We start from the raw sequence: 325 nt of genomic DNA on the forward strand, positions 1-325 counted from the left end.
GCCGGCAATGAACCCTACCTTATCAATCTCGCAGCAGCGCAAGTTGTTAATAATATCGATTTTGGCTATGCACCCGGCGGCATAATTGGAGATACCGTATTTAGAGACGATAATGCTGATGGAGTTCAAAGTGCTAGTGAGCAAGGACTAGCAAATATCGGTGTTTCCTTATACCGCGATGCTGGCATCCTAGGTGAACGTGATGCAGATGATCAATTGATTGAATTTAAAGTCACAGATGCCAATGGATTCTACCAATTTGTAAATGTCGCTCCAGGACAATATTGGGTGGATGTTGATGAATTTGCTGTCAGCAATAATCTTC

At 42.8% G+C, this 325-nt stretch carries 1 protein-coding gene; it reads left to right on the forward strand.

Translation table 11 applies throughout. The features are described 5' to 3' along the window. A partial coding sequence (locus Lbru_RS17555) for an SdrD B-like domain-containing protein (RefSeq protein ID WP_202967548.1) occupies positions 1-325 on the forward strand: 325 nt, incomplete at both ends.

This window comes from Legionella brunensis (assembly GCF_001467025.1).
Lineage (GTDB): Bacteria > Pseudomonadota > Gammaproteobacteria > Legionellales > Legionellaceae > Tatlockia > Tatlockia brunensis.